Below are 24,786 nucleotides of genomic sequence, written 5' to 3' on the forward strand. Positions count from 1 at the left end.
ACGTTGTTGGCAGCATTGCCGGTCAGCACATTATTCAGGTAGTTTCCCCCGCCGTTGACTTGGGCATTGCCGGTCAGCGTGAGATTTTCCAGATTAGCACCCAGGCCCCAGCTTACAGACGAGAGCACGGTGTCGATTTCACTAGACAGGGTGCTGGTTTCGCTGACAATGTCCGCAATATTATCAATCACGTAGGTGTCGTTGCCGGCCCCACCGGTCATGACATCCTTGCCGGCAAGGCCATTCAGAACGTTCCCCAGTGCATTGCCGATCAGGGTGTCGTCATTGGCTGATCCGACGGCATTTTCGATTTTAGCGCCATATGCGATCGCCAGCCCTTCATTGAAGGCCTTCTGGGAGCTGAGGTCCATGAACGCTTGGCCAATTTTGCTGAACTGACCTTCATTCAAATTGATGCGCACCGCTGCGATCTGATTGCTCGCATCGATCGTATCAGTGCCGCCGGCGTCCCAAATCGTTTCGAAAACCGATTGGCTGGGCGACCAGCGATACGTGTTATTGCCGTTCTGCCATTGAGTATTGGCGCCGTAAAGACTTTGGATGGCAGCAATGTCCAGCACCATGGGGGTGGTGGGTTCATAAGAATACGAGGTGTTGTAACTCATAATCGTATTACGAACGTCATCGAACTGTGCTGCGAGCACCGTGGAATTTGACAGGTTTTGAGAGAACGGATGCTTGAGGCCAAGTGCATGGCCGATCTCATGCATGAAAACGAGGTAGTCGTAAGTCCCCTTGTCGGGGGCCGGGTTGTTCGTCACTGGCCCGAGCCAGACATCACCGCCGCTAGGGGTATCAGCGGGAAAATAGCCCCAGGCTGCGGTGTCACTATCCATGTTCAGATAACCGCCGAATCGCAGGTCGCCTACGGTGGTGGTGGACTCGCTGACCTGGGTGAATTTGATATTGGCAACCGAGCTCCACATGCTGAGCGCACTGGTAATGCCACTTTGCTGGGCTGAAGTCAGGACGTAGCCGGCCTCATACTCATTTTCACTGCTGTAGATGCTGGCAAAACGCGAAGTCTCAGTCATGAAACTGTACGTCAGCGGCGTGGTGAACGTACCGGTGCTCCAAGTGTTGCCCATCCAATAGGTACCGGCCAGCAAGCTGTCGACTTGCGCATTGCCGGTCAACGTTGCCGACGAAGAAAATGAATAACCAACGGGACTAGGCATGTGAAGCTTCCTGTAAGCAATCTGCGGCCTTCCGAAATGCGGCCGCTACAAAGGGGTTATTTTGCATCAGAAACAGCGAAATTGATATCACTTAGCCACCACTCGATGCCTTGAATCCGCTAATTATGGCGTAACCAGCCACTCATTGGCCCGGCGAATATCCCCATCGCCCAATCGTCCGCTCCAGCGATGCAGCACTAGTAAACTGGTCACGAACTTGTATTGGGACTGATAGAAATCACGCCGTGCACGAAACTCTTCCTTGATGCTATCGAGCACATCGACGGCATTCTTGACACCGTAGCCAAAGGCTTTTTCCGTGGCCATGCGTGACTTCTCGGCAGACTCCAGCGCACGCCGCGTTGCCTTGATTCGGCTGAGTTCCGCGCTCATGCCGAGATAAGCCGTGCGGGTTTCCTTGATGACCTGGCGACGTAAGGCCTCCAGTTCTTGCTGGGCGACTTCCTTGTCACTTTCGGAGCTCGATACCCGTGCACGGGTGGAACCGCCGCTGTAGAGCGGCATCTGCAAATCCAGGGAGGCCACGAGGTTGTCCGAGCGAGGCGTCACGGCGCCTTCATAGCCAATGTCACTGCGTTGCGCCGTCAAATTCAGGCCCAGCCGGGGAAGATGCCCTGCCTTGTTTTCAGCAATGGCCGCCTCGGCGGCGAGGACACTGTGCTCCCGGGCGTGCAGCGCCGGGTTACTGTCGAGTGCCGTCTGGACCCAGTAGTCCTGCGCTTGCGCTGGCAGGCTGAAGGCTGGATTGTCGCCGATACGCTTGAACCGCTCGCTGACCTCGCGCCCCACCAGTTCGGAAATCGCTTCACGGCTGACCAGGACCTTGTTGCTGGCTTCGATCTCGTCAGCCTTGAGCGCATCCACCCGCGCTTCAAGATCCAGTGTGTCGGTTACCATCGCCATCTGTCGCGCGTACAGGGCATTGACCCGTTTGAGGTTACGCTCCGTCGCCTGCCGTTCGCTGCGCACCAGCGACAGCTCGTCTTCCGCGGCAAGCACGGCGAAATAGCGCTCGGACAGATCGATGCTGGCCTGCACCTGGGTATCGGTCGACTCGTAGCCACTCTGCCGGACCAACTCGATGTACTTCTGGTAACTGCGCCAGACCTGCGGATCGTAGATCACCTGATTGAGCACCACGGCCATGCGCTTGCCGTTGTACTGGATACGGTTCAGGTCGTCGTCGCGCCGGCTGCGGTTGATGCTGCCGCTGGCGTTGAGTTGCGGCAACAATTGACCGAAGGCCGCCCGCTCCTTGCCCTCTTCGCTTCGGGTCAGGGCTTGTGCCCGCAGGACGCGCGGATCGGCCCCTTGCGCTTCCTGGTGCAATTGCCACAGGTCGATATAAGTGTCGTCAGCGCAGACTCCCAGTGGCATGAGGGCCAGGCACAGGATGATCAGGCGCTTCATCTCAGTCCTCGATCAACGAACGGGCGAACACATTGCTCGCAGGCTGCATTAAGTATTGCAACAGCGTCCGCGCCCCCGTATTGACCAGCACTTCGACCGGCATTCCCGGCACCAGGGTAAGGTTGCCCAATGTCCGGCGCCCTTTGTCGGTCAAGGCCACGCGCGCCAGGTAATAAGCTGTGCCCGTGTCCTTGTTGATCAGACGGTCGGCGGAAATCTGCACCAGCCGCCCCTCGATGACGGGCGTGGTGCTGCTCTTGAATGCGCTGAAGCGAATGTCCGCCAACTTGCCCAACGCGATGCGGTCGATGTCCATCGGCGACACTTGCGCCTCGACGATCAGTTCCTCGTTGGCCGGGACGATGTCCAGCAGTGCAGTGCCCGGGCTGACCACGGCGCCGAGGGTATGGACAGTCATGCCCATGACCATTCCGGACTCGGGCGCGAGGATATCGGTACGCTGATCGCGATCCTGCAAGGTGGCCAGTCGTTCGCGCAACTCATACACCTTGGTCCGTGCATCGCCCAGCAGGCCAGCGACTTCGCTGGCGAAGGCCTTTTTCAATTGCAGGATCTTCAACTTCGCCTCGTCGACATGCACCCGCGCTTGCGCGATCTCGGATTGGCTTTCGGCTATTTCGGTTTGCAGGCGGGCGAGGCTGCGCTCCTGCTCGCGCAGGCGCTGTTTGTCCACGTAGCCTTCGGCAAGCAGTGCCCGCAGATCGACTATTTCGTCTTGATAAGAGGCCGCCAGCATCTGCTTGCTGGCGATGATGGCCTTGAATCCGCGAATCTGTTCCTCGATTTGTCCGATGGTCTTCTCTTGCAAACCGATTTCACCCAGCAACGAGGTTCGTCGGGTCTGGAAAATTCGTGCCTCACTGTCCCGGGCCTCCTGCACTCGTGGGTCAGCGGAATCCAGGGTCGGCACCGCCAAAGGCTCGGGTAACCCGTCACGTTCTGCCTCCAACCGGGCCTGCAACTGGAGCGCGGCGATCAACTGGCTGCGCGTCGCTTCCATTTCCGCACGCGCCTGGGTGTTGTCGAGCACCAGCAACACATCGCCGGTTTTCACCAGGTCTCCGTCGTGCACGCGCAGTTCGCGCACGATGCCACCTTCCAGGTGCTGCACCGTCTTGCGGTAACTTTTGACCGTGACCACGCCCGGCGCGAGTGCCGAGCTGTCGAGGGGGGCCAATGCCGCCCAACCACCGAACAGGCCAAAGGTGACCAGCAGCATGAGGTAGCCGACGCGGCGTATCGGCCTGTCATCGACGGGCAGCGCAGTGGATGAGTGCTGACTGTTTTGCATGAAATGGCTCATCCGTTCCTACGGTTGAATCGCGGCAGTCTGGCGGGTCGCGGGTGATACGTCTCGCAGGCGGGCCAGGACCTGGTCCCGGGCCCCGAACAGACTCAGTTCGCCTTGATTGAGCACCAGCAGCTTGTCCACCTGCGCCAGCACGCCGGATCGATGGGTAATGACAAACACCGTGGCCCTGCTCTGCCTGAGCTTTTGCAGCGCCTCGGCGAGCATTTTTTCTCCGGCTTCGTCCAGGTTGGAGTTCGGTTCATCGAGCACTACCAAGCGCGGCTCACCGTACAAGGCGCGGGCCAGGCCGATACGTTGTCGCTGGCCGCCGGACAACCCACCGCCATTGGCACCGATCAGGGTGTCGTAGCCATCGGGCAGTTGCAGAATCAACTCATGCACCCCCGCCATGCGCGCGGCGGCGACCACGGCAGGTGGGTTCACCGAGCCGAAGCGGGAAATGTTCTGGCTGATCGTGCCTTCGAAGAGTTCGATGTCCTGGGGCAGATAACCGATGTACGGGCCCAACTCCTCCCGACGCCATTGATTGATGTCCGCACCATCCAGGCGCACGGTGCCGACCAGGCTTGGCCAGACGCCCAACAACGCCCTGGCCAGGGTCGATTTCCCGGAACCGCTAGGTCCAATGATGCCCACGACCTCACCCGCAGCCACCTGGAAATTCACGCCACGGATAATCGCTTTGCGAGCGTCCGGCGATCCCGCCGAAAGACCCTCGACGCGAATCGCCCCGTCGGGGGCCGGCAACGGCATGCGTTCAGGCTCGGCGGCAATCTTGAGCAGCAATTCGTGCAGCCGGGCATATTGCGAGCGGGCGCCCAGAAAGCCTTTCCAGACGCCGATCAACTGATCGATGGGCGCCAACGCACGCCCTAGCAAAATCGAGCCGGCAATCATCAGCCCGGACGAAATCTCTTGATTGATCGTCAAATAGGCACCCAGGCCCAACACCAGCGACTGAACGATCTGCCGGAACGTCCTGGACACCGACGTCACGGTCGCGGCACGATCGCTGGCCAGGCTTTGCAGGGCGAGAATCTTATGGGTTCGCCCGCTCCAGTGCGCGCGCAAGCTGGCAAGCATGCCCATGGACTCCACCACTTCGGCATTGCGCAAGCTTTTGTTGGTGAATGCAGTGGCCGCCATTTGTTCACGATTGGCAGCCTGCAGCGGCGAGTGGGTGAGCTTTTCGTTGGCAAACGCCAGTGCGCCCAGCAACACGGCACTCACGATCCCCATCCAGCCGTACCAGGAGTGAAACATGAACATGACAGCCAGGTAGATCGGGATCCACGGCGCATCGAAAAATGCAAACAGGCCGTTGCCCGTCAGGAACTGGCGCAAACCGTTCAGGTCGCTCAGAGGTTGGGCCGTGGCATTCATGCCACTGGTATTGAGCGCCTGCTTGAAACTGGCGTCGAACAGACGCTGGCTCAGCAGCGTGTCCAGTCGAGTACTGATCCGCACCATAATCCACGAACGGACCCACTCCAAACCACCCATGGTGATCATCAACAGCAACATGATCAGCGTCAGCATCAACAGCGTCGACAGGCTAGCGCTGCCTACCGCGCGGTCATACACCTGCAGCATGTAGAACGAAGGAACCAGCATCAGCAAGTTGACAAAAAAACTGAAAAAACCAACGGCAAGAAAACTACCTTTGCAGACGGCAAGGGCGCCTTCCAGTTCGGTCCTGGCGTGGGCTGACATGGTTCATCACCTGAGGTCCGATTCTGGTCAAACCTGAAAAATCACAAGGGCACAGGCGTGCGAACACCTGGAATATCGTTCGGCGGGCACCGCTGGAGCGCCCGCACAATCGGATCTACCGCGTTGTATCGGCACGTTTTTTCAGTTCTTAAGGAAAAACTGAAATCCTCGCGACGGGTGATACGCCACGCGGAATGGCCCTTCTCGATGGGCGACACAGGATCAGATGCTCAAGCCTCAGCCTCCCAACGACGAAACAACACACTGGCATTGACTCCACCGAAACCGAACCCATTGGAAAGCGCATGGGTAATCGGCATCTTCCTGGCTTTCAGGCCGACCAGGTCAAGCCCAGCGGCGGCCTCGTCAGGATGAACCAGGTTCAGGGTCGGCGGCACGATCTGGTCACGCAGCGCCAATACCGTGAAAACGGCTTCAATGCCCCCGGCCGCGCCCAACAGGTGGCCGGTAGCCGATTTAGTCGAGGTAATCGCCACCCCGGAGTCAGCGCCGAATACCGAACGAATCGCCGCCAGCTCCCCGCTGTCGCCGACCTGGGTAGACGTCGCATGGGCATTGATATGCTGCACATCGGCTGGGCTGACTGCGGCCTGGCGCAGCGCCTGTTCCATTGCGCGGCGGGCGCCGTTGCCGTCTTCCGGGCCGGCCGTCAGATGGTAGGCATCGGCGCTGGTGCCATAGCCGACCAGCTCCGCCAGGGGTTTGGCCCCACGCGCCAAGGCGTGCTCCAGCGACTCGATCACCAACAAGCCCGCGCCTTCGGCCATGACAAAGCCGTCGCGATCACGGTCGAAGGGGCGCGAAGCTTCCTGCGGGCGGTCGGCAAAACCGGTGGAGAGCGCCCTGGCCGCCGCGAAACACCCCAAGGTCACGCGATCGATCGCCGCCTCGGTACCGCCGCAAACGGCAATGTCCGCCTCCCCGCTCCGGATCAGCCGGGCCGCGTCGCCGATGGCCTGCACGCCGGCCGCACAGGCGGTTACCGGTGCACCGAGCGGGCCTTTGAGGCCATGCTGGATGGACACGTGACCGGCCGCCATGTTGGCGAGAAACGCCGGTGCGGAGAACGGTGACAGCCGACGCGGCCCCCGCGAGTCGGTGGTGCGCACGGCATCGGCAATGGCGCCAAACCCGCCCACGCCCGATGCAATGATCGTCGCGGTCCGTTCCTGGTCGACGGCTTCAGTCGGATGCCAGCCCGCCTGCTCCAGGGCCTCATGGGCAGCCACCAGCGCAAACTCGATGAAGCGATCCATTTTCTTGCGATCCTTGGGCGCGATGACGCGCTCGGGATCGTAGCCAGCGCTGGCATCTTCCTCCAACGACGGCACCTGGCCGCCCACGGCGACACCGGTACCCTCGGTGATATCTCCAGGCAGGACACGAATGCCGGAGCGGCCGGCCAGCAACCGTTGCCATACCTGTTCTACACCGCAACCCAAGGGGCCGACAATGCCAACCCCTGTGACGACGATTCGTTTTTGACCTTCGGGAGTACTCATAAGAACCTCTTCATTTCTCGGTCGACGCTCACTGGCAGCCACACGTGAACACTCGCTTATACCAGCCGTACTGTTTCAATTGGAGCAGGCTGGCCAGGACGGATCTTGAACCAGATGGAATACATTGCCGGCAGGAACACCAGGGTCATGAGGGTGCCGACGAACGTACCGCCGATCAGCGTGTAGGCCAACGTACCCCAGAACACCGAGTGCGTCAGGGGAATGAACGCCAGGATCGCCGCCAGCGCTGTCAACAGCACGGGGCGGGCCCGCTGTACGGTGGCTTCGATGACAGCATTGAACGGATCCAGCCCTTCTTGGGCGTTGTGATGGATCTGCCCGATCAGGATCAGCGTGTTGCGCATCAGGATGCCCGACAGTGCGATCAGGCCGACCAGGGCATTGATGCCGAACGGCTGGTGGAATATCAACAGCATCGGCACCACGCCAATCAGTCCCAAGGGCGCGGTGAAGAACACCATGAGCATCGCCGAGATCGAACGCACCTGGACAATGATGATCAGCAGCGTCAGCGCCACCATGATCGGCAGCAAGGGCAGGATTGCTTGGTTGGCCTTGCCCGATTCCTCGATAGCCCCTGCCTGCTCGATCCGGTAGCCGTCAGGAAGCGTGTCGAGGATCGGCTGCAACAGCTCGAGCATCGCGCTCGAGACGTCCGGTGGCTGCAAGCCTTCGGCAATGTCGCCGCGCACGGTGATGGTCGGCGTACGATCACGTCGCCGAAGGATCGGATCCTCCATGCGTACATCCACCTCGCCGACCTGGGACAGCGGGATACGCTGCCCGGCGGCCCCTACCAGCGTAAAGCCTTCGATCCGGGCGGGGTCAAGACGGATGTCACCGGCGGCTCGACCGACTACCTGAACCGAACGGATGTCCTCACGAACCGCCGTGATTGGCACCCCTGCCAGCAGAAATTGCAGTTGCTCGGCGACGGCACTGGATGTCAGTCCGACCGCCTGCAGGCGATCCTGATCCAGGTTGAAATGCAGCGTCGGCACCAGCGGCCCCCAATCGGTGTTGACCGTTCTCATCATCGGGCTGGCTTGCATGACGTCCTGTACGCGTGCGGCAATCTCCCGCAGTTTCGTCGGATCAGGCCCCATCACCCGGTAGGCCACCGGAAACGGTGAATACGGACCGAACACAATCTGGGTCGCCCTGACACGGGCCTCTGGGGCAAGCCCTGCGGCAACCGCTTCCCGAAGACGGAACTTGAGGGTTTCCCGTGCCTCCTGGCTGTCCGTCAGCACGACGATCTTGGCGAACGACGGATCTGGGAGTTCTGGCGCCATTGCCAGGAAGAAACGCGGCGCGCCCTGTCCGATATAGGCGGTGACGATTTTCGCTTCCGCCTGTTTTTGCAGCCAGGCTTCGACCTTGGCCGTGGCGGCGCTGGTCTGCTCGATGGAAGTTCCATAGGGCATTTGCACCTCGACCATTACCTCGGGACGGTCTGAAGTCGGAAAGAACTGCTTTTTCACCAGGCCCATGCCCAGGACGGCCACGACAAACAGCGTGATCACCGTACCGGCCACCAGCCATTTGTGGCTGATGACCCGCGTCAGGACCTGGCGGAAGTGATTGTAGTGGCGGGTGTTGTAAATGGCGGCATGTCCGCCTTCGACCGGTTTGATGTCCGGCAACATTTTCATCCCCAGGTAAGGGGTAAAAGCCACCGCAACCACCCAAGAGGCGATCAGGGCGATGCCTACGATCCAGAACATGTTGCTGGTGTACTCGCCAGCGGTAGATTGGGCAAACCCGTTGGGCATGAAGCCAATCGCCGTCACCAGCGTACCGGATAGCATCGGTGCAGCAGTGTGACTCCAAGCATAAGCGGAGGCTTTGATCCGGTCATATCCCTCCTCCATTTTCACCACCATCATTTCGATTGCGATGATCGCATCGTCCACCAGTAGCCCGAGCGCCAGGATCAGCGAACCCAAGGTGATCCGGTCGAAGTTCTTACCGGAAGCCGCCATCACCACAAAAACGATGGCCAGTGTCAACGGTACGGCCGCTGCGACCACAACGCCTACACGCCATCCCATGCTGAGAAAGCACACGAGCATCACAACCAGCAGCGCGACAAAAAACTTGACCATGAACTCGCCGACGGCCGAATCGATGTTCACGGCCTGATCGGTCACCTTGGTCAGCGTCATGCCCAGCGGCATGCCTTCATTGATCTTGCTCGTTTCGGCATCGAGAGCCTTGCCCAGATCGAGGCCGTTCCAACCCTCGCGCATGATCACGCCCAGCAACAACGCCTCTTCGCCGTTGTTGCGCACCAGGAAGGTGGCCGGGTCTTCATAGCCACGTTCAACGGTCGCCACGTCCGAGAGTTTCAACGTGCGCCCCTGGACGGCCAGCGGCGTATCACGAATTTTCTCTAATTTATCGAAAGCCCCCTCCACCCGCAGGAAAACCTGTGGCCCGTTGGTTTCGATGGAGCCGGCGGGCGTCAGTACGTTCTGGCTGTTCAGTGCGGCGAAGATATCCTGGGGAGAAACACCCAAGGTCGCCAGCCGGTCATGGGAGAAGGAAATGAAAATGCGCTCGGCCTGTTCGCCGATGATGTTGACCTTCTTCACCCCCGCCACATGCAACAGGCGCTGGCGCAGAACCTCGGCATCACGCACCAGCAGGCGCTGCGGCTCGCCCTTGGCCTTGAGGGCGAAAAGCGCGAACGTCACGTCCGAGTACTCGTCGTTGACCAGGGGGCCGACCACACCCGCCGGCAACTTGCTGGCTTCGTCGTCGAGCTTCTTGCGCGCCTGGTAGAACTCTTCCTGCACCTGTGAAGGTGGCGTGCGGTCCAGCAGCGAAACCATGGTGAAAGCCAGGCCGGGACGAGTGTAGGTTTCCGAGCGGTCGTACCATTTCAATTCTTGCAGGCGTTTTTCCAGGGGCTCGGCGACCTGGTCCTGCATCTCCTGCGCCGTCGCCCCCGGCCATGCAGTGATGACGGTCAGTTGCTTGACCGTGAATGGCGGATCCTCCGCGCGGCCAAGCTTGAAGAACGCCAGGGTCCCGGCGACAGCGATCAGAAAAATCAGAAATACCGTGATGGCGCGCTCGCGCACGGCGAGCGCCGAAAGGTTGAAGCTCATTGGCGGCTCTCCGCGACGTTCACATCGCCTTGAGCAAGCAGCCGGACGGGCTCGCCTTCACGCAGCAGATGTGCACCCAGGGCGACAATCCGCTCACCGACGTTGAGACGGCCTGCAACGCGCGCCGCGTCGTCGCTCAAGCCCAAGACCTGGACGGGACGCCAAGTCACTTTTGCCGGCTCGCCGTCGATGACCCACACGCCAGTGCCATTGCCGGGGTCGTACAGCGCCGCGATCGGCACTTGCAGCACCTGCCCCTGGGCCACACCCTCGGTGATACGCAGTGTGACGGTCGAGCCCAGCGGTGCATTAGCCAGGGCGCCTTCCAGGACATAGCGCGCTTCAAAGGTACGGGTCACCCGGTCAGCCGAATCGGAAAGCAACCTCAGCCTGGCGGTGACCGCACCGCTGGTATTGCCATACAGCGTCGCCTGGGCGCTGGACCCGACGGCCGGCCGCAGGGTCTCGGGCAGTTGCACGACGGCTTCGCGCTGCCCTGCTCGCGCCAGTCGGACCACCGGTTGACCCGGACTGACGACCTGCCCCGGCTCGGCGAGCGTTTCCATCACCACACCATCGGCGTCGGCGAGCAGCACCGCATAGCCGGACGCATTGCGGGCCACGTCGGCTTGCGCCTCGGCGGCGCTGAGCTGCGCCTTCGCGGTATCGGCGGCGGCTTTGATCTGGTCATAACCCGACGCCGAAATCGCCCCGGCGGCCACCAGCTCGCGATATCGAGCTTCATCGTCAGCGGTCTGCTTGGCCCGGGCACGTGCGGCCGTGACAGCCTCTTGCTGGGCTCGCGCCTGCAAGCCCAGGTCGATGGGGTCCAGGCGCATCAGCGGCTGGCCCTTCTTGACGGACTGACCGGCATCCACCAACCGCTCCAGGACCTTGCCTGACACACGAAAGCCCAGGTCGCTCTGGACACGGGCCGCCACGACGCCGGTGAAAGAACGAGCGCCGACGGAAGAACCCTGCACTTGCGCAACCCTCACCAGAGGAGCAAGCGTGCGCGGATCGGTGGCGGTGGAGGAGTCGCCACACGCCGTGAGGACAAGAGGCAACAAGCAAGCGGCAAGGGTGACAGGTCGGAGCCGGAGCATAGGTTCCCTTTACTGAACGGAGGATTGGGAACTCATTCTTGCGCTCGTGACCAATACTGTCAATGGTCACATATCGCGGGACAGTTTTTAAAAACTGATTTTTTACAGGCGCCCAGCAAATACTGTGATTTCAATTCTGAAGGCCACTTCCATCACCAATTGACAGGGTGTGACCATCATATAATATGGTCACAAATGTCGATCCCAAGGAAACGTCAATGCCCCCCCTGCGACCCCTTGCTTTTTTAGTAAGCGCCAGCTTGATGACCGGCTGCGCGGTCGGCCCGGACTACCAGCGTCCCGATGCCACGCTTTCCGATCGTTTCCTGGGCCAGTCTTCTGTCGAACAAAGGGCCGGCACAGCGCAGACCCGTCTCACAACCTGGTGGGAGGGTTTTGGCGATCCGGTGCTGACCGATTTCATCAACAAGGCGCTGGAGCAGAACCTCGACCTTGCCCAAGCGTCAGCGCGCGTTGCCCAGGCGCGGGCGGGTCTGGGCGCCGCCAACGCTGCCTTGCTGCCGTCGGGAAATATCAGCGGCCAGGCCGCACGGGCCTATCAATCCGTCGAAACGCCGCTGGGCCAGGTGCTCAATTCAACCCCCGGTTATGATCGATACGGAAATACCTACTCGATGGACCTGGGCGCGAGCTGGGAACTGGATGTCTTTGGTGGCCTGCGACGCGGACGCGAAGCTGCATTGGCCGAATACCAGGCCTCCGAGGCCGGGGCCGCGGCCACGAGGCTGGCCGTCGCCGCGCAGACCGCTGACACCTACATCACCCTGCGCGGCTTGCAAGCGCGACTGGACATTGCGAATCGCCAGGTCAAGACCCAGCAGGACCTGCTGGAAAAAGTCCGGTTGCTCTACAGCAAAGGGCTCGCCGCCAGCTATCAGGTCCGCCAGACCGAGGGCGAACTTGCCCAGGTCCAGGCAACGGTACCGGTCCTGCAAACCGGGCTGGATGCCGCCATGAATGCGCTGGATGTCATGCTCGGCACGCCGCCAGGCACCCACCGCCCGCAACTGACCGAGACAGGGAGCATTCCCCTGCCCCCCCAAATCAGCGGGATGGGTACACCCGCCGATCTGCTGCGCCGCCGGCCGGACCTCATCGTCGCCGAGCGTCGTCTCGCCGCCTCCAATGCCCGCATCGGTGAAGCCGTCGCCGAGTACTATCCGAAATTTTCCCTCAGCGCATTGCTCGGCAGTGCCACGACGGTCTCTGCCGGGCACCTCTTCTCCGGCGGCGCCAGCCAGGCGTCGGGGGCGCTGGGCCTGCGCTGGAGGCTGTTCGATTTTGGCCGGATCAACGCCCAGATCGACCAGGCCAAGGGGCAGGAAGCCGAGGCGCTGGCTGCTTATCGCCAGTCCGCGTTGCGCGCCACCGAGGATGTCGAGAACGCCTTCTCCGCCCTGGTCAACCGAGAAACCCAGGCCACGACGCTCACCGCAGGCGAAGCGTCATTGAGCGAGGCGCGTCGATCATCCTTTATCGCCTATCAGAAAGGCACGGCCAGCCTGATCGATGTCCTCAACGCCGACGAGACGCTGCTCCAGGCATCCGATGCCCGGGCACAAGCACGGACGGAATCGGCACGCGCGGCGGTCGCGGCATTCAGGGCGCTCGGTGGCGGCTGGCAAGCGCCGCAGCCACCACAGCCCATCGCGAGCCGATGATCCGACATGAACACCAGGCCGTCATCGCGAGCAAGCTCGCCCCCACAGGGAATGAGCGCTAACCCTGTGGGAGCGAGCTTGCTCGCGATCGGGCAATCGCAGCTATTTTCAATCTCTACAACCGGAGTCCAGCCACATGAAAACCAACGAGAATTCCTGGGTGCTCATCACGGGCGCTTCAAGCGGCTTTGGTGAAGAGTTCGCCCGGCAATACGCAGCGCAGGGAAAATCCCTCGTTCTGGTGGCCCGCAGGCTGGACAAACTGGAAGCGCTGTCAAAAGAACTGCGTGAGCGTTTCGGCATCGAGGTGATCAACGAACAAGTCGACCTGTCTTCGATTCCAGCAGTCATCGAACTGCACAAGCGACTGGTTCAACGGGGTATTACGGTCGATGTGCTCATCAACAACGCCGGCCATGGATTGCAGGGCCCGTTCCTGGACCACGCCATTGACCAATCCCTGGCAATGATCAATCTGGACATCGCCAGCCTGACCACCATGACTCGCCTGTTTGCGCAGGACATGCGCATCCGCCGCCGCGGCCACATTTTGCAGGTCGCCAGCCTGCTGTCCTATCAAGGCGTGAAAAATTTCGCGGTCTATTCGGCGGCCAAGGCCTATGTGCTTCGCTTTTCCGAGGCACTGCATCAGGAACTCAAGGGCGACGGTGTCGTCGTGACCGCGCTGTGCCCAGGCATGTCGGATACCGGGTTTGCGCAGAGTGCCAACCAGACCCTCACGCCAGCACTGAAAATGGTGATGATGCAACCCGAGCCAGTGGTTCGCGCAGGCATCCGCGCGCTGCAAGCCGGGCGCATGAGTGTGGTACCCGGCCTCGGCAACAAGGCGCTCACGGTGTTGACCTGGGCCACGCCCCGCCGATTTCACCAGCGTCTCATGGCGAATGTCATGGGTGCATGAATGCGCTGCGGCGAAGGACCGGGAGCCGCAAGGGCTCCCGGCATACGCCCTATTGCGTTAGAAGCGATAGCTGACTGAAGTACCAAAACCGCTGGCACTGTTCCGGTACTTGGAACTGTATGCGCCACGAGTCGACGAGGTCTCGTTGACGCGCACACTCTCTTCCTGCAAGTAAGAGTAAGCCACGTCGATCGTCACGTCTTCCACCGGCGTCCAGCCGGCACCGAAACTGAGCACCGTGCGGTCGCCGGTTGGTATCCGAGGCCCACGGTTGGTGTTGTTGGCGGGCGACTGGTCGACCGACAAGCCCGCGCGCAGGACCCATTGATCGTTGAGCTTGTACGCGGCACCGATGGCATGGGCCCAGGTGTCATGCCAGTCCTGTTCTTCGCTGACGGTGCTCAGCGCGCCGCTCAGCAGCGCAGGCAAGCCGGAGGTCTCGATGGTCAACTCTTTGAAGCGGCTCCAGCGCGTCCAGGTACTTCCCAGGTAGATCGTCCAGTCGTCATTGAGCTGATGAGTGAGCGAGATGTCCACGGACTCCGGAGTATCCACGTCCAACGACGCGTCATAGCTGCGGCCACTTACCCCCAACACGCTGAAAATGCCGCCGGTGAGCTTGGACTTGGCGTCCAGGTGGTAACTGACCTTGGAGTGGTAAGTCAGCCCCAGGCGAGTCTGGTCCGTCGCCTGCACCAGGATGCCGGCGTTGAAGCCGAGCGCCGTATCGTCGCCATTGCTCTTGAGCTTGCCGTCGTTACTGCCGGGGCTGAGGGGATTGGGCACCATCCCGGAGATCTCACCGCTGATCCGGTTGATGGTCGGACCGAACCCGATCGACACCTTGTCGTTGAAGGCATAGCTGACGGTCGGCTGGAAGGTCAGCGTCGTCACTTCGCTTTTGTTGCCGTAATAACGCCCGGCAAAGTCACTGCCATAATCGGTGATCAAACCAAATGGCACATAAAAACCGACGCCGACAGCCCAGTGCTCATCCACCGGCTTGACGTAGTAACCCATCGGCACCGTGGTGGTCGGCACGACGTCACCGTCCTCTTGGCCACCGAAGGTACTGCGGGTCTGGCTGATATCGTTCTTGGCAAACAGGGTCGCAGCGCCCAGGCTGACCTGCTCTTTCTTCAGGCGAGACATGCCCGCCGGGTTGCCAAAGACAGTACTGGCATCTTCTGCGGAAGAGGACCGCCCGGCAAAACCCGAGCCCATCCCACTGATGCTTTGTTCGTTCAGCGCAAAGCCGCTGGCAAACACTTGGGACGTTGCAAGCGCAACGGCGAGACTCACGGGGGTCTTGAGCAAGATTCTTTTCATTATTAGGACTCTAGGAACAATTGCTAGGGGGAAACGGTTTGTTTTTCTACTAGGTAAAAATCGCCACGGTCTGGCGCGCCCAAAGCACCCGCCGACCGCTTTCGTCCCAAATCTCCATATCCTGTAGCGAGTAGCCTTCCAAGGCTTGCTGACTGAAAGAGCTGATGAGGAACCATTCGCCGGCCACGGCGGGCTGCGGCAGATCGATTGTCCAGGAAGCCGAGCTGATGGCTGCCGGCTCTGTGAAGCAGGTCATCGCAGCGGGCGGCAGACTGTCAGCCAGGGCGATCAAAGCCACAGCCGGGTCTACCCCCTGGGCATCCAGGTGACGAACCCACATCAATAACTCCGGATTCGTAGCCCCGGACACCGGCAGTGACCCACCCGCAGGGCGCATTTCGAAATTGAAGGCGCAAGCAGGCGCAATGGTGTTGTCCAGCGCCAGCGTGGTGTACCGCGACGCCTGCTCCACCATCGGGCATCCCCATGCTTCATGGGTAATCCTGCTGGCTCGTGGTTGAGCGAACAGCAAGGTCGTGCGCAACGCCAGCTCATCGCCCGACTTGCAATCGACAGACACCGAGGTCACGGATCGCCCTTCGCGCAACACGCTGGTATCGAATGTCTGGGCTTGCGTGACCGGACCTATGAATGACACCTGCGCAGACTTGAACGGAGGAAAGCCCTGTGGCCGTTCGCGCAGAACCGTTTCCAACGACAACGCGGCCGAAAGACCACCGAAAATCGTGCGACCCTGCTGCCAATTGGCTGGAGCAATGAACGGCAGGCTCGGATCAAACTGCGCCAGCACCTGGGCAAAACTGGTCATTTAGACGTCCTCCGACGGCCTGAACGTGAACCCGCAAAAGCACCGCAAGAGGGATCACCTGAAAGTCGATGCCATACTTATTCATGTGACCATTTGTGTCAATAGTCACATAGCAGACAAAAAGAGACCACTCGGTCAGGTACAACCCGAATGCAAGGACAGTCGTTTTTGAATCGGGACGGCTGCTCGTCGCAGCCGTGGCTCAGGGCATCAGGCTACGCAGGATGAGGTTGGCGGTAAGCGTCGGCGCCACCTCGACATGATCGAGGCTGTACTGCAGCAATAGAGGATTGACGAAAGGCCGAAGGGTCAGGTGTATCGCCTCAACGGTTTCATCCAGGGGCGTCTTGCGTTCGAACTCACCGCTTTCGCGCCCTTCCCGTACGACCTGCACCACGAATTGCTTGATCCGTGCGTCATACACCTGGGAACTGGGCCAGCGCTCCGACGCGGAGAATGCGGCAATGTCGTAGAGCTTGCGATCATTGAAGAACAGGTCGATCCCTGTGGTAATCAGCGTCTTGACCAGACGGCGAAAGCGCTCGGTCGAAGAGAGCCCTTCCTCGCTGACGGCCTCCTCCACGGCCGCAACGATCTTCGCAAGACAGCTGGAGCAAATGGCTTCGCCAATCGCCTGCTTGGAATCGAAAAACTTGTAGATGTAGGCCTTGGAAAAGCCGATGGCCTTGGCCAGGTCAGACACGGTGGTCTTGGCGTAGCCGTATTGACTGAAATGCTCGTTGGCCGCCGCGACAATCTGGTCGCGAATGTCATGATCGGCTGGGCCGCGAGTGCTGGGCGAAGGTGCTGTTGGCTGATTCATGGACGCAGCTTACGCATCCCGGCGAGGGATGACAACTTGTGACCACCCATGAATATGGTCACAAAACAACCGTCCGTCAGTTACCCGCGCTTTGCTCCCTCGCCACAAGGGCTCCCGATTTATCCGTATCATTTGGCAAAAAGCTGGCTCATATCCTTGAACGCCTTGAATTCAAGGGCATTCCCACACGGATCGAACAGGAACATCGTGGCTTGCTCGCCAACCTGCCCTTTGAAGCGGACGTAGGGTTCAATCACAAACTCCGTACCGAAAGATCTCAATCGTTCAGCCAGTGCCTCCCACGCCTCCCAAGCCAAAACGACACCAAAGTGCGGGACCGGCACATCGTGCCCGTCCACCGGATTGCTCTGGGCACTTTCCTGGAAAGCGGTCTTGGCTTGCTCATGAATCACCAGTTGGTGACCGTAGAAATTGAAATCGACCCACTGGCTGCTGGAGCGGCCTTCTTCCAGGCCAAACACTTCGCCGTAGAAGGTACGGGCGGCGGCAAGATCGTAGACCGGAATCGCCAGATGAAACGGAGAAAGGCTCATCGAGAATGCTCTTACGTGTGAGGTTGGACCATCGTAGCGCCGCGCTTGCGGCAAGAAAACCCTACAGACCGTGTCCAAGCGATGCTGGGAAAGGACGGGGTTTCGCGGCGGGACCTTGCACCGCAGGTCCGCATCCAAACTTAGCCGCTTGCGCCGAGTAAATGATCTATACCTTCAGAAGCACAGTCGGGCCAAGGCAGCGGCATTGACGTGATGGGATGGAACGGTTCTGGTGAATCCCGCTGGATCGCTGCATCATGCGCCGCACTTTATAAAGAAGCTGGCCTGTAGACGTTGTTTCCGGCGCCCTGTACGCCGGGATTGGCGCACCACTTTCAATGCCTGAAGTATCGTCCATGAGCCCGACTACACGCGTTTTGAACGCCTCAACCAAAGCGCTTTACCGGCTTTGTCTGTTACTGCCGCTGCTGGCTACCCATGAGGCGAGCGCTGAGCCTCCGGTCATTGAACTGCACATTCTCGACGCACCGCCGCTGACATTCGTCGACGATCCCAGGGGCCACGGAATCGTGGGCGATGTCGCCGTGGCGGCCATGGCCAGGGCCGGGTACACCGTAAAGATCCATGTGCTTCCCTGGGCTCGTGCGCAAAAGCATGTCAGTGAAGAACATGACCACTTGATCACACCCCTGTCGCGCATCCCCACTCGTGAGGATCGCTTTACCTGGATCGCCTCGATCATGCCCATGGAGCGCGCCTTTTTCAGCCTCGAACGGCAGGTGACCAGCTTCGCCCAAGCGAAAGAAACCTACCACAAGATCGGCGTCGGCCTGGGCAGTGCACAGGAAGATATCCTGCGCAGCGAAGGGTTCAGCGATGAACAGATCTATACGTTGGCCATCGGCGACAATCCCGCCCAGATGCTGTTGATGGGGCGTATCGATGCCTGGTTCAACGGGGTGCCGGAGAGTCGTTACATCTGGCCGAAGGTGTCCAAGCGCAAACTGCTCATGAGTTCGGTTGGCAGCTACGCCGACCTTTACCTGGCCTGCTCCAAGCAATGCTCGCCGGAAATGGTCGAGCATTTACGCGATGCGGTTGAAGCGCTTCGCGCGGATGGGACCGTCAAGCGTGTCCATGACCTTTATTTGTCGCAATAGACTGTGGTGGGGGGAGCCGGACTAGAGCCCTCATCGATGGCTTATATCATTCTGAATGATAGTTACCTTTGCTTCATTCGATTCGTTCCTGTGCCTTGCGCCACGCATCATCCGCCCATTCTCAATACATTGGCGGATGCTATCCATGGAACATTCACTTTCAAAATTGCGTTTTCCCCTCGCGCTGCTGGCGGTGCTGGTGATGAGCGCCTGCGGCAAGACTCCCGACACGGCAGCGTCCATGCCGCCGGCCAAAGTCAGTGTGGCCAAGGTGTTGGAGCAGCCTGTCAACGAATGGGATGAGTTCACCGGCCGCCTCGAGGCGCCAGAAACCGTCGAGATCCGCCCGCGGGTTTCCGGGCAGATCGACGAAGTGGCCTTCACCGAAGGCGCGTTGGTCAAGAAAGGCGACCTTCTGTTCCAGATCGACCCGCGCCCTTTCCAGGCTGAAGTACGTCGTCTCGAAGCCCAACTGGCCCAGGCCCGCGCCACCGCCACCCGCAGCGAAAACGAAGCCCAGCGCGGCGAACGCCTGCGCTTGAGCAACGCCATTTCCGCCGAACTGGCGGACTCGCGCACCACCGCCGCCCAGGAAGCCCGTGCCGCCGTTGCGGCGATCCAGGCGCAATTGGACCTGGCCAAGCTGAACCTGAGCTTTACCCGCGTCACCTCGCCCATCAGCGGTCGCGTCAGCCGCGCGCAGATTACTGCCGGCAACCTGGTGACCGCCGATGTCACGCCGCTCACCAGCGTAGTGTCCACCGACAAGGTCTACGCCTACTTCGATGCCGACGAGCGTGTCTTCCTCAAGTACACCCAACTCGCCCGCCAGGGCCAGCGCGGCCAGGCCACGCCGGTCTACATGGGTCTGTCCAACGAAGACGGCAACCCGCACCTGGGGCAGATGAACTTCGTCGACAACCAGGTCAACCCGCAGACCGGCACCATTCGCGGTCGCGCCGTGTTCGACAACAAGGACGGCGCCTACACCCCGGGCCTGTACGCCCGCCTGAAGCTGGTGGGCAGTGGCACCTACTCTGCCGTGCTGATCAATGACGAAGCCGTGGGCACCGACCTGGGCAAGAAATTCGTGCTGGTGATGGACGCCGAGAACAAGCCGGCCTACCGCGCTGTCGAGCTGGGGCCGAAGATCGAAGGCTTGCGCATCGTGCGCAACGGCTTGAGCAAGGACGACACCATCATCGTCAAGGGGCTGCAACGGGCTCGCCCGGGCTCGCCGGTCACGCCTGAAACCGTACCGATGGCCAGTGAAGAAACCATTGCCGCCCTGGCACAACAACGTAAAGCGCTCGAAGCCAGCAACCTGCCCCAAGTCGCGCCATCCAAGGCGGCGTCAGGGTCGGCAGGCAAACTGGCCGCTGCGACCCCACGCGGTTAAGGGACTGAATCCAAGATGAAATTTTCCCAGTTCTTCATTTCGCGGCCGATCTTCGCAGCAGTGCTCTCGTTGCTGATCCTGATCGCCGGCGCCATCTCGCTGTTCCAGCTACCGATCAGCGAATACCCGGAAGTCGTGCCGCCGACCGTGGTCGTACGCGCCAACTTCCCCGGCGCCAACCCCAAGGTCATCGGCGAAACCGTGGCCGCGCCCCTGGAACAAGCCATCACCGGTGTCGAGAACATGCTGTACATGTCCTCGCAGTCCACCGCTGACGGCAAGATCACCTTGACCATCACCTTCGCCCTGGGCACCGACCTGGACAACGCCCAGGTGCAGGTGCAGAACCGCGTCACCCGGACCGAGCCCAAGCTCCCGGAAGAAGTGACCCGGATCGGCATCACGGTGGACAAGGCATCGCCCGACCTGACCATGGTCGTGCACTTGACCTCGCCGGACAAACGCTACGACATGCTCTACCTGTCCAACTACGCCCTGCTCAACATCAAGGATGAGCTGGCGCGCCTGGGCGGCGTAGGTGATGTGCAACTGTTCGGCATGGGTGACTACTCCCTGCGGGTCTGGCTGGATCCGAACAAGACCGCTTCGCGCAACCTGACCGCCACTGACGTGGTCACCGCGATCCGCGAACAGAACCGCCAGGTGGCGGCCGGTGCCCTGGGTGCGCCGCCAGCGCCGAACGCTCAATCCTTCCAGCTGTCGATCAATACCCAGGGTCGCCTGGTGAGTGAGGAAGAATTCGAGAACATCATCATTCGCTCCGGCGCCAACGGTGAGATCACGCGCCTGAAGGACATCGCCCGGGTCGAGCTGGGTTCCAGCCAATACGCCCTGCGCTCGCTGCTGGACAACCAGCCGGCGGTGGCGATCCCGATCTTCCAGCGCCCTGGTTCCAACGCGATCCAGATCTCCAACGATGTTCGCGCCAAGATGGAAGAGCTGAAAAAAGGCTTCCCGGCGGGAATGGACTACAGCATCGTCTATGACCCGACGATCTTCGTCCGCGGCTCCATCGAAGCGGTGGTCCACACCCTGTTCGAAGCCCTGATTCTCGTGGTGCTGGTGGTGATTCTATTCCTGCAGACCTGGCGCGCCTCGATCATCCCCCTGGTGGCGGTGCCGGTTTCGCTGATCGGTACGTTCGCGGTGATGCATCTGTTCGGCTTCTCGTTGAACGCCCTGTCACTGTTCGGCCTGGTCCTGGCGATCGGTATCGTGGTGGACGACGCCATCGTGGTGGTGGAGAACGTCGAGCGAAACATCGAGCTGGGACTCACTCCCGTGGAGGCGACCAAACGCGCCATGGGCGAAGTGACCGGTCCGATCATCGCCACCGCCCTGGTGCTGTGCGCAGTCTTCGTTCCGGCGGCGTTCATCAGCGGCCTGACCGGTCAGTTCTATAAACAGTTCGCCCTGACCATTGCCATCTCCACGGTAATCTCGGCGGTCAACTCCCTGACCCTGTCGCCGGCCCTGGCCGCGGTACTGCTCAAGGGCCATGACGCACCCAAGGACCGTTTCTCCAAGTTCCTGGACAAGATATTCGGTGGCTGGCTGTTCCGTCCGTTCAACCGTTTCTTCGAGCGTGCCAGCCATGGCTACGTGGGTACCGTCGCTCGGGTGATCCGCAGCAGCGGCATCGCCCTGGTGCTCTACGCCGGCCTGATGGTGCTGACGTTCTTCGGCTTCTCCACCACCCCGACCGGCTTCGTGCCCGGCCAGGACAAGCAATACCTGGTGGCCTTCGCCCAACTGCCGGACGCTTCGAGCCTGGACCGCACCGAAGACGTGATCAAGCGCATGTCCGACCTGGCCCTCAAGCAACCGGGCGTTGAAAGCGCCGTGGCCTTCCCCGGCCTGTCGATCAACGGTTTCACCAACAGCCCGAACGCCGGCATCGTGTTCGTGACCCTCAAGCCTTTCGACGAGCGCAAGGACCCGAGCATGTCGGCCGGCGCCATCGCCGGTGCCTTGAACGGCAAGTACTCGGAGATCCAGGAAGCCTACATGGCGATCTTCCCACCGCCGCCAGTACAGGGCCTGGGTACCATCGGTGGTTTCCGCCTGCAAATCGAAGACCGGGGCAACCTGGGCTACGACGAGCTGTACAAAGAAACCATGAACATCATCACCAAGAGCCGCAGCGTGCCGGAACTGGCCGGGTTGTTCACCAGCTACACCGTGAACGTGCCCCAGGTCGATGCCGCCATCGACCGTGAAAAAGCCAAGACCCACGGCGTGGCCGTCAGCGACATCTTCGACACCCTGCAGATTTACCTGGGTTCGCTGTATGCCAACGACTTCAACCGCTTCGGTCGCACCTACCAGGTCAACGTCCAGGCCGAGCAGCAGTTCCGTCTCGAGTCGGACCAGATCGGCCAGCTCAAGGTGCGCAACAACCGTGGCGAGATGATCCCGCTGGCGACCTTCATCAAGGTCAGCGACACCTCGGGGCCGGATCGCGTGATGCACTACAACGGCTTCATCACGGCTGAAATCAACGGTGCCGCTGCCCCGGGGTACAGCTCCGGCCAGGCTGAAAAGGCCATCGAAAAACTGCTCAAGGACGAACTGCCCAACGGCATGACGTACGAATGGACCGACCTGACGTACCAGCAGATTCTCTCGGGCAACACCGCGCTGTTCGTGTTCCCGCTCTGCGTACTGCTGGCGTTCCTGGTGCTCGCGGCACAGTACGAAAGCTGGAGCCTGCCATTGGCGGTGATCCTGATCGTACCGATGACCCTGCTGTCGGCGATTACCGGGGTGATTCTCTCCGGTGGCGACAACAACATCTTTACCCAGATCGGCTTGATCGTACTGGTGGGACTTGCCTGCAAGAACGCGATTCTGATCGTCGAGTTCGCCAAGGATAAACAGCTTGAAGGCATGAACCCGCTGGCGGCGGTCCTCGAAGCGTGCCGCCTGCGTCTGCGGCCGATCCTGATGACCTCCTTCGCCTTCATCATGGGCGTGGTGCCCCTGGTGTTCTCCAGCGGCGCAGGTGCGGAAATGCGTCATGCCATGGGTGTGGCGGTGTTCTCCGGGATGCTCGGCGTGACCTTCTTCGGCCTGCTGCTCACCCCTGTGTTCTATGTACTGATCCGCAACTTCGTCGAGCGCAGCGAGGCCCGCAAGGCGGCCCGGGCTTTGAAACTGGAGGCGCAACAATGAGTTTGAAAGCGTTCGTTCCGAGCTTGCTGGCCCTGGCGTTGAGCGCCTGCGCCGTGGGTCCGGACTACAAGGCACCACAAACGGAGGCGGCTAACATCACCACCGCCACCGACGGTGCCGCCGGCCAGAAGAATTTCGACCGGGCTCGCTTCGAGGGCGTCTGGTGGCAGCAGTTCGACGACCCGACCCTCAACGCGTTGGTGACTCGTTCCCTGGAAGGCAACCGCGAGTTGCGCGTGGCCTTCGCCCGCTTGCGGGCCGCCCGGGCGATTCGCGATGACGCCAGCAATGACGTCATGCCAACCATCACCAGCCGTGCCAGCAGCGACTTGGGCAAGGGCCAGAATCCTACAGGGCAGACGGACGAGCGGATCAACACCGAGCGTTACGACCTGGGCCTGGACATGGCCTGGGAGCTGGACCTGTTCGGACGCATCCGGCGTAACCTGGAAGCCACCGATGCCGATCAGCAGGCGGTCGAAGCCGACCTCTATCAGTTGCAGGTGACGATGATCGCCGAGCTGGTGGACGCCTACGGTCAATTGCGCGGCGCCCAGCTGCGGGAAAGGATCGCCTTGGCGAACCTGAAGAATCAGCAGGATTCGCGCAAGATCACCGAAAGCCTGCGTGATGCCGGCGTCGGCGATCAGCTCGACGTGGTCCGTGCCGATGCCCGCCTGGCGTCTGTAGAAGCCAGCGTGCCGCAACTGCAGGCCGAACAGGTGCGCCAACGCAATCGCATCGCCACGTTGCTGGGCGAGCGCCCGGACAAACTCAGCGTGGACCTGAGTCCGAAACAGTTGCCGGCCATCGCCAAGGCCCTGCCCATCGGCGACCCGGGTGAACTGCTGCAACGACGCCCGGACATTCTCAGTGCCGAGCGTCAACTGGCCGCCGCCACGGCACGCATCGGCGTGGCCAAGGCCGATCTGTTCCCACGGGTCAGCCTGAGCGGTTTCCTCGGCTTCACGGCTGGACGCGGTTCGCAGATCGGCTCCTCGGCCGCCAACGCCTGGGCGCTGGGCCCGAGCATTACCTGGGCCGCTTTCGACCTGGGCAGCGTGCGGGCACGCTTGCGCGGTGCCGATGCCGAGGCGGACGGCGCCCTGGCGGCTTACGAACAGCAAGTGCTGTTGGCCCTGGAGGAATCGGAAAACGCCTTCAGTGACTACGGCAAGCGCCAGCAACGGCTGATTTCGCTGATCCGCCAGAGTGAATCGAGCCGCGCCGCCGCCGACCTGGCCGAGATTCGCTACCGCGAAGGCACCGTGGACTTCCTCGTGCTGCTCGATGCCCAACGTGAACGCCTGGCCGCCGAAGACACCCAGGCCCAGGCCGAAGTGGACCTGTACCGCGGCATCGTCGCGATCTACAAGGCCCTGGGTGGCGGCTGGCAACCGGAAACCGTTGCCAGCAACTGACCCGCCCTGCTCAACCGAGCTCCTTTGGTTGGCCGCAACCAACCAATTCCTTGCCCCGCGTTCATTTGG

At 61.1% G+C, this 24,786-nt stretch carries 17 protein-coding genes; 6 read left to right on the plus strand and 11 right to left on the minus strand.

Annotation, left to right across the window (positions count from 1 at the left end; translation table 11 throughout):
* From BLQ55_RS23720 to BLQ55_RS23750, 7 genes are all read right to left on the minus strand, one after another.
* Window positions 1-1,199 (minus strand): M10 family metallopeptidase (locus BLQ55_RS23720; protein WP_143011776.1); only part of this gene is annotated, 1,199 nt, incomplete at its 3' end.
* Window positions 1,200-1,322: 123 nt separating this feature from the next.
* Window positions 1,323-2,630, minus strand: a complete 1,308-nt coding sequence (locus tag BLQ55_RS23725) for a TolC family protein (RefSeq protein ID WP_092257497.1) — start codon at window positions 2,628-2,630, stop codon at window positions 1,323-1,325.
* Between the two features lies 1 nt (window position 2,631).
* Window positions 2,632-3,942: an HlyD family type I secretion periplasmic adaptor subunit gene (locus BLQ55_RS23730; protein WP_256326644.1), complete on the minus strand. Its 1,311-nt coding sequence runs from the start codon at window positions 3,940-3,942 to the stop codon at window positions 2,632-2,634.
* Between the two features lie 18 nt (window positions 3,943-3,960).
* Window positions 3,961-5,676 carry a type I secretion system permease/ATPase gene (locus tag BLQ55_RS23735; RefSeq protein ID WP_092257502.1) on the minus strand — a complete coding sequence of 572 codons (1,716 nt, stop codon included), beginning with the start codon at window positions 5,674-5,676 and terminating at the stop codon, window positions 3,961-3,963.
* Window positions 5,677-5,906: 230 nt separating this feature from the next.
* Window positions 5,907-7,199 carry a beta-ketoacyl-ACP synthase II gene (gene fabF, locus BLQ55_RS23740; RefSeq protein WP_092257506.1) on the minus strand — a complete coding sequence of 431 codons (1,293 nt, stop codon included), beginning with the start codon at window positions 7,197-7,199 and terminating at the stop codon, window positions 5,907-5,909.
* 56 nt (window positions 7,200-7,255) lie between these two features.
* Window positions 7,256-10,336 carry an efflux RND transporter permease subunit gene (locus BLQ55_RS23745; RefSeq protein WP_092200875.1) on the minus strand — a complete coding sequence of 1,027 codons (3,081 nt, stop codon included), beginning with the start codon at window positions 10,334-10,336 and terminating at the stop codon, window positions 7,256-7,258.
* Window positions 10,333-11,442: an efflux RND transporter periplasmic adaptor subunit gene (locus BLQ55_RS23750; RefSeq protein WP_092200872.1), complete on the minus strand. Its 1,110-nt coding sequence runs from the start codon at window positions 11,440-11,442 to the stop codon at window positions 10,333-10,335. The genes BLQ55_RS23745 and BLQ55_RS23750 overlap by 4 nt, the downstream gene beginning before the upstream one ends.
* Before the next feature lie 218 nt (window positions 11,443-11,660).
* Here BLQ55_RS23750 and BLQ55_RS23755 point away from each other — a divergent pair, with 218 nt between their 5' ends.
* Both BLQ55_RS23755 and BLQ55_RS23760 read left to right on the plus strand, forming a co-directional pair.
* Window positions 11,661-13,124, plus strand: a complete 1,464-nt coding sequence (locus BLQ55_RS23755; RefSeq protein WP_092257509.1) for an efflux transporter outer membrane subunit — start codon at window positions 11,661-11,663, stop codon at window positions 13,122-13,124.
* A gap of 136 nt (window positions 13,125-13,260) precedes the next feature.
* Complete coding sequence (locus tag BLQ55_RS23760) at window positions 13,261-14,046, plus strand: SDR family NAD(P)-dependent oxidoreductase (RefSeq protein WP_092200866.1); 786 nt, start codon at window positions 13,261-13,263, stop codon at window positions 14,044-14,046.
* Between the two features lie 57 nt (window positions 14,047-14,103).
* Here the strand turns inward: BLQ55_RS23760 and BLQ55_RS23765 are convergent, their stop codons facing one another.
* From BLQ55_RS23765 to BLQ55_RS23780, 4 genes are all read right to left on the minus strand, one after another.
* Entirely contained in the window at window positions 14,104-15,375 is a 1,272-nt protein-coding gene (locus tag BLQ55_RS23765) for an OmpP1/FadL family transporter (protein WP_092200863.1), read from the minus strand.
* A gap of 49 nt (window positions 15,376-15,424) precedes the next feature.
* Window positions 15,425-16,204, minus strand: coding sequence for a thioesterase family protein (locus BLQ55_RS23770; RefSeq protein WP_092200860.1), 780 nt, complete (start codon window positions 16,202-16,204; stop codon window positions 15,425-15,427).
* A gap of 202 nt (window positions 16,205-16,406) precedes the next feature.
* On the minus strand, window positions 16,407-17,027 hold the full coding sequence (locus tag BLQ55_RS23775; protein WP_092200857.1) for a TetR/AcrR family transcriptional regulator: 621 nt from the start codon (window positions 17,025-17,027) through the stop codon (window positions 16,407-16,409).
* 128 nt (window positions 17,028-17,155) lie between these two features.
* Window positions 17,156-17,581 (minus strand): VOC family protein, encoded by a 426-nt coding sequence (locus BLQ55_RS23780; RefSeq protein ID WP_092200854.1) that lies wholly within the window; start codon window positions 17,579-17,581, stop codon window positions 17,156-17,158.
* Between the two features lie 356 nt (window positions 17,582-17,937).
* On the opposite strand from BLQ55_RS23780, the gene BLQ55_RS23785 reads away from it, so the two are divergent.
* The 4 genes from BLQ55_RS23785 to BLQ55_RS23800 all read left to right on the plus strand — a co-directional run bounded on the left by BLQ55_RS23785 (window position 17,938) and on the right by BLQ55_RS23800 (window position 24,717).
* The gene (locus tag BLQ55_RS23785) at window positions 17,938-18,702 is read left to right on the plus strand and encodes a substrate-binding periplasmic protein (RefSeq protein WP_092257512.1); all 765 of its coding nucleotides are present in this window, start codon (window positions 17,938-17,940) and stop codon (window positions 18,700-18,702) included.
* Window positions 18,703-18,847: 145 nt separating this feature from the next.
* Complete coding sequence (mexE, locus tag BLQ55_RS23790; RefSeq protein ID WP_092200848.1) at window positions 18,848-20,101, plus strand: multidrug efflux RND transporter periplasmic adaptor subunit MexE; 1,254 nt, start codon at window positions 18,848-18,850, stop codon at window positions 20,099-20,101.
* Window positions 20,102-20,116: 15 nt separating this feature from the next.
* Window positions 20,117-23,296 carry an efflux RND transporter permease subunit gene (locus tag BLQ55_RS23795; RefSeq protein ID WP_092200845.1) on the plus strand — a complete coding sequence of 1,060 codons (3,180 nt, stop codon included), beginning with the start codon at window positions 20,117-20,119 and terminating at the stop codon, window positions 23,294-23,296.
* Window positions 23,293-24,717, plus strand: a complete 1,425-nt coding sequence (locus BLQ55_RS23800) for an efflux transporter outer membrane subunit (protein WP_092257515.1) — start codon at window positions 23,293-23,295, stop codon at window positions 24,715-24,717. The genes BLQ55_RS23795 and BLQ55_RS23800 overlap by 4 nt, the downstream gene beginning before the upstream one ends.
* Window positions 24,718-24,786: the final 69 nt, after the last annotated feature.

The sequence above is a fragment of the Pseudomonas sp. NFACC13-1 genome, assembly GCF_900104425.1.
Taxonomy (GTDB): domain Bacteria; phylum Pseudomonadota; class Gammaproteobacteria; order Pseudomonadales; family Pseudomonadaceae; genus Aquipseudomonas; species Aquipseudomonas fluorescens_AA.

What these genes read in the sequence shown, in the direction of transcription:
- BLQ55_RS23795 (WP_092200845.1), top strand. Translation starts at nt 20,117, where the DNA reads ATGAAATTTTCCCAGTTCTTCATTTCGCGGCCGATCTTCGCAGCAGTG.
- BLQ55_RS23745 (WP_092200875.1), bottom strand. Translation starts at nt 10,336, where the DNA reads ATGAGCTTCAACCTTTCGGCGCTCGCCGTGCGCGAGCGCGCCATCACG.
- BLQ55_RS23800 (WP_092257515.1), top strand. Translation starts at nt 23,293, where the DNA reads ATGAGTTTGAAAGCGTTCGTTCCGAGCTTGCTGGCCCTGGCGTTGAGC.
- fabF (WP_092257506.1), bottom strand. Translation starts at nt 7,199, where the DNA reads ATGAGTACTCCCGAAGGTCAAAAACGAATCGTCGTCACAGGGGTTGGC.
- BLQ55_RS23750 (WP_092200872.1), bottom strand. Translation starts at nt 11,442, where the DNA reads ATGCTCCGGCTCCGACCTGTCACCCTTGCCGCTTGCTTGTTGCCTCTT.
- BLQ55_RS23725 (WP_092257497.1), bottom strand. Translation starts at nt 2,630, where the DNA reads ATGAAGCGCCTGATCATCCTGTGCCTGGCCCTCATGCCACTGGGAGTC.
- BLQ55_RS23785 (WP_092257512.1), top strand. Translation starts at nt 17,938, where the DNA reads ATGAGCCCGACTACACGCGTTTTGAACGCCTCAACCAAAGCGCTTTAC.
- BLQ55_RS23775 (WP_092200857.1), bottom strand. Translation starts at nt 17,027, where the DNA reads ATGAATCAGCCAACAGCACCTTCGCCCAGCACTCGCGGCCCAGCCGAT.
- BLQ55_RS23755 (WP_092257509.1), top strand. Translation starts at nt 11,661, where the DNA reads ATGCCCCCCCTGCGACCCCTTGCTTTTTTAGTAAGCGCCAGCTTGATG.
- mexE (WP_092200848.1), top strand. Translation starts at nt 18,848, where the DNA reads ATGGAACATTCACTTTCAAAATTGCGTTTTCCCCTCGCGCTGCTGGCG.
- BLQ55_RS23770 (WP_092200860.1), bottom strand. Translation starts at nt 16,204, where the DNA reads ATGACCAGTTTTGCCCAGGTGCTGGCGCAGTTTGATCCGAGCCTGCCG.
- BLQ55_RS23730 (WP_256326644.1), bottom strand. Translation starts at nt 3,942, where the DNA reads ATGCAAAACAGTCAGCACTCATCCACTGCGCTGCCCGTCGATGACAGG.
- BLQ55_RS23735 (WP_092257502.1), bottom strand. Translation starts at nt 5,676, where the DNA reads ATGTCAGCCCACGCCAGGACCGAACTGGAAGGCGCCCTTGCCGTCTGC.
- BLQ55_RS23765 (WP_092200863.1), bottom strand. Translation starts at nt 15,375, where the DNA reads ATGAAAAGAATCTTGCTCAAGACCCCCGTGAGTCTCGCCGTTGCGCTT.
- BLQ55_RS23780 (WP_092200854.1), bottom strand. Translation starts at nt 17,581, where the DNA reads ATGAGCCTTTCTCCGTTTCATCTGGCGATTCCGGTCTACGATCTTGCC.
- BLQ55_RS23760 (WP_092200866.1), top strand. Translation starts at nt 13,261, where the DNA reads ATGAAAACCAACGAGAATTCCTGGGTGCTCATCACGGGCGCTTCAAGC.